Genomic DNA, 9,906 nt, shown 5'->3' with positions numbered 1-9,906 from the left:
GAAGACACTCGGTTCTTGATGAGTAAGAAAGAGGAGGGAGACCTTAACGGTTATCTCTCCTCTTTTTTTTGCCTGAATTGATTTTTCCGTAAACATGTTTTCTAATATAAAGCGATGCCTTCCAGTACCCTTATAGTGTATGAGCCTCTTGATTCTTTCAGGGAAAAATCTGAATACTGGAGCAAGTACCTTAAGTTTTATGAGCGTTACTGGGGTGGTCCTACCTCTCCTTTCGGAATATGGTTCGGCAATGAGTACAGCGCGTTTCGCCAGGCGCTCTCAGACCATCTTGACCTGCCCCACGAAGATTTGCCCGACTGTCTTTTCATGAAGGATGAAGCTGGCAACTATTTCGTTGCGCCCACTTCTGATTCCCTTAATTGTTTTTCGTCTGAAAACGTTGTTCCGTTTGAGTGGTTTCTTCTTTTCTCCGAAGAAGGGAGGAGAAATTTTTATACCCACTGGGGCTTTAACTCTATTCACTACAACTCAACTCTTGAGCAGTCAAAAAGGAGACTGGCCTCCTCGCGGGAAAAGATCGAAAAGACGATGTCCGAAGACTCTGCTAATCCTCTTAAGCTTTTTCTGCGCAATCTTGACCGAAGTCTGGAAGACCTTAGAAAATGGCTTGTCCAGTTCGATTTCCAGAGCTATCTGGTGCTTAATTACGGTGATATCTGCAATTACATACATCCCTACACGCTGAAAAATGAAAACAGCGTACCGGAAGTTGCGAGAATCTTGGAACTTATATCACTGTCGAATTTCGGCGAGGCCGAGCTCGCGCTTAAGGTGTTTTTCCAGAAATGGGAGGATATAGCAGGTAAGTGTGCCGGCGGCACTGAAGACTCCCGAATTCAGTAAAGACCCGCCTCTAACTGAGATGACCGAAAAACTCGAGAGTAAGAACATCGGAGAGGTGCTGGGAGTGCTTAGAAAGGATGCCGCCGGATGGAACGTTCCCGTGGTTACGCTTACGGCCGTTTCCTCAAAAAATCCTTTCAGAGTCCTTGTTTCCACCGTACTCAGCCTGAGAACCAAAGACGAAACCACGGCCGAAGCCTCCGCGAGGCTTTTCCGCGAAGCCCGAACTCCGCAGGCGGTTCTGGAACTGGGGGAAAAAAGGGTAAGAGATCTCATATATCCCGTCGGTTTCTACAGGGTAAAAGCACAGAACATCATCGGGATATGTGAAAAGCTGATAGACGAATATGACGGTCGGGTTCCGGACAGTATTGACGAGCTTTTAGAATTCCGCGGGGTCGGGAGAAAAACCGCCAATCTGGTTCTTTCTCTCGGGTACGGAAAACCCGCTATCTGCGTTGATATTCACGTGCACAGGATTTCAAACAGGTGGGGTTACGTAGATACCAAAAATCCTTATGAAACCGAAATGGCTCTTCGGGAAAAACTGCCCCGCAGGTACTGGATAGAGTATAACTCTCTCCTGGTCGCCCTCGGGCAGCATATCTGCAGGCCCTTATCTCCTCTTTGCAGCCGTTGCCCCGTGAGTGCCTACTGTCAGAAGAGGGGAGTTTCCAGAAGCAGGTAGAATCCCTCGACCGGTTTGACTCTGCCCGCATTGTAACTATAATTGATTGCCAAATCTTTTTCCGGAAAAACCGTTGTCTCATACTGTCCTTTTTTATATTTTTTCCACGCTTGCCGTCCTCGGGGCCATTATGGTCGTGAGCCATAAAAACCCCGTTTCAAGCGCTGTTTCGCTCGTTCTTACCCTTTTCTCAACCGCCGTGCTTTTCGTTCTTCTCCACGCCCATTTCATCGCGGCGATACAGATACTGATATACGCGGGGGCTATAATGGTCCTCTTTCTCTTTACCGTCATGTTCCTCAACATACGGGACAGCGAGCTCAGGTTTGACAGTATGAACATACCGAAGAGGATGACGTTTCTTTTCCTCTTTATCGTTGTTGTCGGATTTTTTGCCTCAAAGCTTTTCTCGTCTTCTCCGGTTGCTTTTCCGAAGCTTGGGGACCCTGAGAATTTCGGTACCGTGGCCGATGTGGGAAGATCTCTTTTTAGTGACTATCTGCTCGCCTTTGAGCTTACCTCGGTTCTTGTGGTCGTAGCCATGGTGGGCGTTCTGGTCATAGCCAAGGGTAGGGAATCGTAAGATGGAAATTGCGGTCACTCACTACGTAGTCTTGGCCTGCGTGCTCTTCGCGATCGGGGTTTACGGGATAATTACCAGAAAAAACATACTGATCGTGCTTATGTGCCTTGAGCTCATGCTTAACTCCTGCAACCTGCTTTTCGTCGTTTTCTCAAGGCTCTACGAGGGCGCCACGGGACATGTGTTCGTTCTGATGTCAGTAACGGTGGCGGCGGCCGAGGTTGCGGTCGGCCTTGCGTTTGTCGTTTCGATCTACAGGCAGAAAGAGAGTCTTGATATCGATCTGCTGAAACTGCTTAAGGGTTAATTTATTCTCGGAGGTTTACCTGAGTGCTTGCTCTCATAGTTCTTGCGCCGCTTGCGGGGGCGATCTTCAACGGGCTTTTCTTCGCTACTGGACTCTGCGCAAAGCTCACTAGGACTGGAAGACACACAAGTGACAGGGTCGTCGGGACAGTGGCGTGTGCGGCCGTCTTGGTCTCCGCTCTTTTGTCCACGCGTCTTTTCCTCGATCTTCTCTCGCAGAGCCCTGCGGGAGCCGAGCCGATTACAACCGAACTTTTCACCTGGATGCTCTCGGGCACCCTTAACGTCAGCTTCGAGTTTCTCTTTGATTCCCTCTCCGCCGTAATGGCCCTTGTAGTGACGTGGGTGGGATTTCTTATACATGTCTATTCGATTGGCTACATGCACCACGACCGATGCTACGCGCGCTATTTCACTTACCTGAACATTTTCGTTTTCTTCATGCTTGTTCTGGTTCTGGGAAACAACTTCCCCATGATGTTTATCGGATGGGAGGGAGTGGGCCTTGCATCCTATCTGCTTATAGGGTTCTGGTATGAAGACTCGTTTAGGGTTTATGCGGGAAGAAAGGCTTTTGTGGTGAACAGGATAGGGGATTTCGGGTTTATCCTCGGCATCTTCCTCATTTTTACCGTGTTCGGATCTCTTAACTACCAGGATGTTTTCTCCCAGCTTGCCGACCCGGTTTTTGTTTCCGGGCTTTCGCAGTCGCTTATAACCGCGATGGCGCTTCTTCTGTTTGTCGGTGCTGTCGGGAAATCGGCCCAGTTCCCGCTTCACGTGTGGCTTCCGGACGCGATGGCGGGTCCAACCGCGGTGAGCGCCCTTATTCATGCCGCAACAATGGTTACCGCCGGGGTTTACATGTTAAGCCGTTGCTCGCCGCTTTTTGACCTGAGTCCAGTGGCTTTGAACATCGTTTTGATCGTGGCTACGTTCACAGCGTTTTTCGCCGCCACGATAGCGATCACCCAGAACGACATAAAGAAGGTGCTTGCATACTCGACCGTAAGTCAGCTGGGCTACATGCTGATGGCTGCGGGGGTGGGGGCCTATGTGTTTTCGATATTTCATCTGGTTACCCATGCCTTTTTCAAGGCGCTTCTATTCCTCGGGGCGGGAAGCGTTATACATGCCATGGCCGGAGAGCAGGACATAAGGAAGATGGGGGGGCTTCGCGGGATGATTCCCGTAACGGCTGTCACTTTTCTGGTGGCGACGCTTGCCATTTCTGGCTTTCCTCTTCTCTCTGGGTTTTTCAGCAAGGATGAAATCCTGGCTTCGCTTTATAACGGCGGCCATACGTTTTTCTGGGCCGCGGGGCTCCTTACGGCCGTACTTACCGCTTTCTACATGACGAGACTCTACGTGCTTACCTTCGAGGGGACAGCAAGGATAGACTACAAGACGAAAAGCCGCGTCCACGAATCCCCGGCCGTGATGACCGTACCTCTCGTGATTCTCGCGGTTCTCTCCGTTTTTGGAGGTCTTCTTGGCGTGCCGGAATTCATGGGCGAGGTCGTGGGTTTTCATTACACAGATTTTATTAAGAAGTTCCTCTCTTCTTCAGTGGTAGTACACTATGGTGCGGAACATGCCTACTCTCACTATTTTGGCCACTGGACCCTTGTAGGGTTTTCGGTGCTGGCAGCGTTTGTGGGAATAGCGGCCGGTGTTTTGATCTACTACCGCAGGCGTGGAGAAACTGCCCTGGCGGGGGGCAAAACGGCTGCCGCGCTTAAAAGCGGGTCCTTTAACAAGTGGTACGTCGATGAAATCTACGAGGCGGTTTTTGTCTCTCCGTTTAACTATATTTCGGGACTTTGCTCTGACTTTGACCTTTCCTTTATAGACCGCTCGCTTGATGGGCTGAGCGATTTTGTGAGGAACTTATCAGGACGCCTGAGCGCGCTGCAGACAGGCCTGCTCAGGTATTACGTAGCGGCCATGGTAGGCGGAGTCGTTGTAATAGTAGTGATTCTTTTCATTTACGGTTCCACAGCTTCCTGACAGACGAACTTTTTTCCACTCCGATCCCAATTCAGGATTTTTTTCCCGGAATAAGGATATTGTTTGGGGCAAAATATTTTTTCTGGCCCGCTTGACAAACGACTCCTAATGTGGATATTGATTGTCCAGAATATCCGGGTAAATCCTGCCTGCCTTACCTTGAAAAAGCTGCCTGTTTTGCTCATTTATGGATGGTCCTGTTTTCATAAAGCCTGATTGTTCATCCGGGTAGCTACGAACCGGAGCAGGCGAATTCGGGCGGATTTGCCTATAGAGGCGTAAGCGATGATTGAAAAAGTATTTAGAAGAAAAAAATTACTGATAGCAGTTTTGATAATAGGCTCCGGACTTTATTTTGTTCTCGGACGTTACGATGTCTCGGCTACAAAGCCGCATCCGGCCGTTGTAAGCATGGCCTTCCACAGCGTTACCGAAAGATCGATACAAAGAAACTCTGCGAATCTCAAGATTCCCTACGACATCAATGACAAGAACATTTATGTGAAGGGTTTTAGGGAATATGAGCACATGTGCGTTCAGTGCCATGGAGCGCCCGGAGTCGAGCCTTTACCGACCGGCAAAGGTCTTTTTCCCGAACCTCCCAAATTTCCTAGCGAAGAATTCAATGAATACTCTCTTAAGGATATCTTCTGGGTCACCAAGAACGGGGTTAAGATGACGGGAATGCCCGCTTACGGACCCACGCACGAAGACGAGACGATCTGGGCGGTCGCCATATTTCTTGACAGGTCGAGAAGTTTATCCGAAGCGGAATATAGAAAGCTCAGGGATAAGTATTTGGATACGCACCGCTAACGGTGGCAGCTTGAGCGAGCGACCTATTTTTTTGCCCCTTGACTGCAACAGAGGAATATATTGAGGAGACTTGAAGTCACTTGGAAAGAGTTTCTTTCTGGCTCCGGTTGACTTTATCTGAATAATGGTAAAGATTACCATCTAGACAGCTATTTTATGGATATATAAAGTATAGAATAACGTTATGCAGGTAAGCAGAACACTTGATTACGCCGTCAGATGCCTTATCCATATGGGGGGCAACCCGGGGTTTAAGTTCAGCATGAAGCAGATATCCGAAACCCAGCACATTCCGCAAAATTATTTAGCTAAAGTAATGAGAAGGCTGGTTAATCGCGGAATACTCAGGTCGAAAGTGGGGCCCGAGGGCGGATACATGCTCCGCAAGTCCCCGCATGAACTCAGCCTGAGAGAGGTCTACGAAGCCATAGAGGGAGAGATAAGGATAGTGGACTGCATGGACGATGACGGTCCGTGCGCCCTTTATGAGAACTGCGGGCAGCTTCCTCTCTGGGATAAGCTCAAATTTTCCATGATAAGGATTCTTGAAGATACTACTATTGCGGATATGGTGAATGAAACTCGGGGCGGCAAAAGTCATTAGCAGGAGGATATTTTCTTAATGAGCGTTGATCTTGAAAAACTCGCGCAGGAGGAATACAAGTACGGATTCGTAACCGACGTCGAGCAGGAGATTGCCCCCAAGGGGCTTAACGAGGATATAATCAGGATGATCTCCTCCAAGAAGAATGAACCTGAGTGGCTTCTCGAATGGCGCCTCGGAGCTTATGAGCGCTGGAAGAAGATGAAAGAGCCTAGATGGGCTTTTCTAAGGTATCCGGAAATAGATTTTAACGACATAAGTTATTACGCCGCGCCGAAAAGCAATCCCAGGCCGAAGAGCCTTGACGAGATAGATCCGGAGATAAAGGAGACCTACGACAAGCTCGGTATTCCGCTTGAGGAGCAGAAGATGCTGGCAGGCGTTGCCGTCGACGCGGTTTTCGACAGCGTTTCCGTCTTTACCACTTTCAAGGAAAAGCTCGCCGAAGAAGGGGTTATTTTCTGCTCCATATCCGAGGCGGTGGAGGAATATCCCGATCTTGTGCGCAAGTATCTGGGTTCGGTCGTGCCACGCGGGGATAATTTCTATGCGGCTTTGAATTCCGCGGTCTTTACGGACGGTTCCTTCGTCTATATTCCCAAGGGAGTAAGATGCCCAATGGAGCTCTCTACTTATTTCCGTATAAACGCCGAGAACACCGGACAGTTCGAAAGAACTCTTATAATCGCCGAGGAGGGCAGCTACGTAAGTTATCTCGAGGGCTGTACGGCCCCGCAGAGAGACGAGAACCAGCTCCACGCCGCGGTGGTTGAACTCATAGCCCACGATGACGCCACCATAAAGTATTCGACGATACAGAACTGGTACCCGGGAGACAAGCAGGGCAAGGGCGGAATATACAATTTCGTAACCAAGCGGGGAAGATGCGTCGGCAGGAGTTCAAGGATTTCCTGGACGCAGGTTGAAACCGGTTCCGCTATTACCTGGAAGTACCCGAGCTGCGTTCTTGAAGGGGATAATTCGGTCGGGGAGTTTTACTCCGTTGCCCTTACAAACAGGCGCCAGCAGGCCGACACCGGAACCAAGATGGTTCACGTGGGAAAAAACACCAGCAGCACGATTATTTCCAAGGGCATTTCCGCGGGCGAGGGACAGAACATATACAGGGGACTTGTTGAAATTGGTAAAAATGCCGAGAAGGCGAGAAATTACACGCAGTGCGACTCGATGCTTATAGGGGACCGCTGCGGAGCACATACTTTTCCATATATAGAGGTCAGAAACTCCACGGCCCACATGGAGCACGAGGCTTCTACCTCTAAAATAGGCGAGGACCAGATGTTTTACTGTCGCCAGAGAGGGCTTTCCGCCGAAGACGCGGTTTCGCTCATAGTGAACGGCTTCTGCAAGGAAGTTTTCAAGGAGTTGCCGTTTGAGTTCGCGGTTGAAGCTGAAAAACTGTTGAGCGTAAGTCTTGAGGGAAGCGTGGGTTAATAAGGGTTCCGCCGTAATTCTGAAAAAAAGATTTTTAGGAGGAGCGAAACATGCTCGAGGTGAAAAACCTGCATGTGCAGGTAGATGACAAGGAAATACTGAAAGGAATGAACATTACTGTGGCGCCCGGGGAAGTCCACTCCATAATGGGTCCGAACGGTTCGGGAAAGAGCACCCTTGCTCAGGTTCTCGCAGGTAAGGAAGCTTACGAAGTTACCGAGGGGGAAGTAACTTTTCAGGGCAAGGATCTTCTCGATCTTGAGCCCGAGGAAAGGGCGTGCGAAGGGATATTTCTGGCTTTCCAGTACCCCGTAGAGATTCCGGGGGTTGCGAACACTTATCTTCTTCGCGAGGCTCTTAATGCAAAAAGGGAGTACCGGGATGAAAAACCGCTTAAGCACGTTGAGTTCGGCAAGCTTGCCAGAGAGAAAATGAAAGCGCTCGGTATTGACGAGGATCTTCTTAAAAGGTCCGTGAACGCCGGGTTCTCGGGCGGAGAGAAGAAAAGGAACGAGATATTCCAGATGCAGATACTCGAACCGACGCTGGCGGTGCTTGACGAGACGGATTCCGGTCTTGACATAGATGCGCTCAAGATAGTGGCAAACGGGGTGAATTCGATGAGGGACTCTGGACGTTCCTTTATAGTGATAACCCATTACCAGCGGCTTCTTAACTATATAGTTCCCGATTTTGTCCACGTGATGGTTGATGGAAAAATCGTAAGATCGGGAGGAAAGGAACTTGCCCACGAACTTGAGGAAAAAGGTTACGCCGGGTTTTAAGGCCTCGGGCAGCCTGCAAGGAGCATAATACTATGGCTATTGTTTTTGACGGTACGCGCGAAAGTTACGTCGAGAGACTCTCTGAGTTTCTCGATAGCGAGCAAAAAAATGCCCCCGAGTGGGTAAACACCCTTCGCCGTGAGGCGATTTCAGGATTCGCTGAACTTGGATTTCCGACGCTTTCTGACGAAGAGTGGAGATTCACCAATCTTGAGGCACTTCGGAGAGGTTCTTTTTCAATTGCCGAGAATGGAATCTCCGGGGTTTCTAAAAAATCCGTGGATTCCTACGGGTTTCCCGGGCTTGATTGCCCGAGGCTTGTATTTGTAAACGGTCGTTTCGCTCCTTCCCTTTCAGACACTGTAGATGCTGGGAAAGGAATACTGGTAAAAAGCCTGTCGGAGGCGATTTCTGAGCAAGGCGATCTTGTGAAGGACCACTTGGCGAGATACGCAGATTATGAAAAAGACGCATTTATTTCCCTTAACACATCCTATTTTGAAGACGGAGTGTTTGTTTACGTTCCCGACGGAACCGTCTTCGAACAACCCGTACACGTTCTTCACGTATCGACAGATGAAGGCCGTCCTTTGTTCATAAATCCGAGAAATCTCATCATAGTCGGGCAAAGTTCGGTCGCCAAGGTAATAGAACATTACGTGTCGGCATCCCAGAGCGTCTATTTCTCAAACGTGGTCACGGAAGTTGTCTGCGGAGAAAACGCGAATCTTGAGCACTACAGACTTGAGTTTGAAAGCCAGAAGGCGTTTAATTTCTCCACACTTAGGGTAAATCAGCAGAAAAACAGCAACATCGCTTCTCACTCGGTTCTCTGCGGGGGGGCCGTAGTGAGGAACAATGTTCATCCCGTTTTGGCCGGAGAAGGATGCAACTCCGACATTTACGGCCTTTTCATATCCGAGGGACGCCAGCACATGGATAACTTCATGCGGGTTGAGCACGCGAGTCCTCATTGCGACAGCCGCCAGTTCTATAACGGCGTACTTGATGGTCGCTCAAAGGGGGTTTTTCACGGAAGGATACTGGTTCACGAAGGCGCCGAGAAGACAGACGCGAAGCAGACCAACAGGAACCTTCTTCTCTCCGACACGGCCCAGATAGACACGAAGCCTCAGCTTGAAATATACAACGACGACGTAAAGTGCACCCATGGCGCTACGATCGGGCAGATGGATGAAGAAGCCCTTTTTTACCTACGTTCAAGGGGGATCTCAGCAAGGCAGGCAAAAATCATAATGCTCCAGGCCTTTACTGGCGAGACCCTAGAGCATATGTCAATTGACTCCGTGAGAGAAGCCCTTGAGAGCGTGGTCATGAAATGGTTTGAACAAAGGCTCGAAAACGCCAAAGGGAGGTAGGTTCGTGTCCGACTATAAGAAAGTAGCAAAGGTTTCAGACATACCTGAAGGAGAAGTGGAATCTTTTTTCATCGATGGAGATGCGATTGCCATATGCAGCGTAGAGGGGAATTTCTACGCCTTTCGGGATGAATGCACCCACCAGTGCTTTACTCTTTCAGACGGCGACCTTGACGGAGAACGCATCACCTGCTGTTATCATGGGGCTGAGTTCAACGTCAGAACCGGAGAGGTACTTTGCCTTCCGGCGGTCGAACCCCTAGAGATCTACCCGGTAAAGATTGACGGGGACGACATACTTGTAAAACTCGATGACTGACCGTCCCCGCTTTTTTAACCAGCTGGTTTGAATTTGGGCAGAGTAACCTCATCGGTAATGTCATCGAAGCAGACCTGCACTTCCATCCCGATAGTCA

The 9,906-nt window shown here is 49.6% G+C and carries 11 protein-coding genes; all 11 read left to right on the top strand.

All coding sequences use genetic code 11. The features are described from left to right. Nucleotides 1–114: 114 nt before the first annotated feature. The 11 genes from OXG10_09025 to OXG10_08975 all read left to right on the top strand — a co-directional run bounded on the left by OXG10_09025 (nucleotide 115) and on the right by OXG10_08975 (nucleotide 9,809). The gene (locus tag OXG10_09025) at nucleotides 115–864 is read left to right on the top strand and encodes a hypothetical protein (GenBank protein ID MCY3827495.1); all 750 of its coding nucleotides are present in this window, start codon (nucleotides 115–117) and stop codon (nucleotides 862–864) included. Nucleotides 865–883: 19 nt separating this feature from the next. Next, nucleotides 884–1,552, top strand: a complete 669-nt coding sequence (locus OXG10_09020) for an endonuclease III (protein MCY3827494.1) — start codon at nucleotides 884–886, stop codon at nucleotides 1,550–1,552. Nucleotides 1,553–1,625: 73 nt separating this feature from the next. Continuing rightward, on the top strand, nucleotides 1,626–2,135 hold the full coding sequence (locus OXG10_09015) for an NADH-quinone oxidoreductase subunit J (protein MCY3827493.1): 510 nt from the start codon (nucleotides 1,626–1,628) through the stop codon (nucleotides 2,133–2,135). A 1-nt stretch (nucleotide 2,136) separates the two neighbouring features. Further along, a complete protein-coding gene (gene nuoK / locus OXG10_09010; GenBank protein MCY3827492.1) occupies nucleotides 2,137–2,442 on the top strand; it encodes an NADH-quinone oxidoreductase subunit NuoK in 306 nt (101 codons plus the stop codon). Nucleotides 2,443–2,465: 23 nt separating this feature from the next. Further along, complete coding sequence (nuoL, locus tag OXG10_09005) at nucleotides 2,466–4,451, top strand: NADH-quinone oxidoreductase subunit L (protein ID MCY3827491.1); 1,986 nt, start codon at nucleotides 2,466–2,468, stop codon at nucleotides 4,449–4,451. 285 nt (nucleotides 4,452–4,736) lie between these two features. Then, nucleotides 4,737–5,267 (top strand): cytochrome c, encoded by a 531-nt coding sequence (locus tag OXG10_09000; protein MCY3827490.1) that lies wholly within the window; start codon nucleotides 4,737–4,739, stop codon nucleotides 5,265–5,267. Nucleotides 5,268–5,451: 184 nt separating this feature from the next. Further along, a complete protein-coding gene (locus OXG10_08995) occupies nucleotides 5,452–5,871 on the top strand; it encodes an Rrf2 family transcriptional regulator (protein MCY3827489.1) in 420 nt (139 codons plus the stop codon). A gap of 18 nt (nucleotides 5,872–5,889) precedes the next feature. Beyond that, nucleotides 5,890–7,326 carry a Fe-S cluster assembly protein SufB gene (gene sufB, locus OXG10_08990; protein ID MCY3827488.1) on the top strand — a complete coding sequence of 479 codons (1,437 nt, stop codon included), beginning with the start codon at nucleotides 5,890–5,892 and terminating at the stop codon, nucleotides 7,324–7,326. A gap of 50 nt (nucleotides 7,327–7,376) precedes the next feature. Continuing rightward, nucleotides 7,377–8,111 carry a Fe-S cluster assembly ATPase SufC gene (sufC, locus tag OXG10_08985; GenBank protein MCY3827487.1) on the top strand — a complete coding sequence of 245 codons (735 nt, stop codon included), beginning with the start codon at nucleotides 7,377–7,379 and terminating at the stop codon, nucleotides 8,109–8,111. 32 nt (nucleotides 8,112–8,143) lie between these two features. After that, nucleotides 8,144–9,490: a Fe-S cluster assembly protein SufD gene (gene sufD, locus OXG10_08980; protein MCY3827486.1), complete on the top strand. Its 1,347-nt coding sequence runs from the start codon at nucleotides 8,144–8,146 to the stop codon at nucleotides 9,488–9,490. 4 nt (nucleotides 9,491–9,494) lie between these two features. Next, nucleotides 9,495–9,809, top strand: a complete 315-nt coding sequence (locus OXG10_08975) for a non-heme iron oxygenase ferredoxin subunit (protein ID MCY3827485.1) — start codon at nucleotides 9,495–9,497, stop codon at nucleotides 9,807–9,809. Nucleotides 9,810–9,906 lie beyond the last annotated feature (97 nt).

The organism is Candidatus Dadabacteria bacterium, assembly GCA_026706695.1.
Lineage (GTDB): Bacteria > Desulfobacterota_D > UBA1144 > Nemesobacterales > Nemesobacteraceae > Nemesobacter.
This window is presented reverse-complemented; position numbering and strand designations above follow the sequence as displayed.

What these genes read in the sequence shown, in the direction of transcription:
- OXG10_09025 (MCY3827495.1), top strand. Translation starts at nt 115, where the DNA reads ATGCCTTCCAGTACCCTTATAGTGTATGAGCCTCTTGATTCTTTCAGG.
- OXG10_09020 (MCY3827494.1), top strand. Translation starts at nt 884, where the DNA reads ATGACCGAAAAACTCGAGAGTAAGAACATCGGAGAGGTGCTGGGAGTG.
- nuoK (MCY3827492.1), top strand. Translation starts at nt 2,137, where the DNA reads ATGGAAATTGCGGTCACTCACTACGTAGTCTTGGCCTGCGTGCTCTTC.
- OXG10_09000 (MCY3827490.1), top strand. Translation starts at nt 4,737, where the DNA reads ATGATTGAAAAAGTATTTAGAAGAAAAAAATTACTGATAGCAGTTTTG.
- OXG10_08995 (MCY3827489.1), top strand. Translation starts at nt 5,452, where the DNA reads ATGCAGGTAAGCAGAACACTTGATTACGCCGTCAGATGCCTTATCCAT.
- sufB (MCY3827488.1), top strand. Translation starts at nt 5,890, where the DNA reads ATGAGCGTTGATCTTGAAAAACTCGCGCAGGAGGAATACAAGTACGGA.
- sufC (MCY3827487.1), top strand. Translation starts at nt 7,377, where the DNA reads ATGCTCGAGGTGAAAAACCTGCATGTGCAGGTAGATGACAAGGAAATA.
- sufD (MCY3827486.1), top strand. Translation starts at nt 8,144, where the DNA reads ATGGCTATTGTTTTTGACGGTACGCGCGAAAGTTACGTCGAGAGACTC.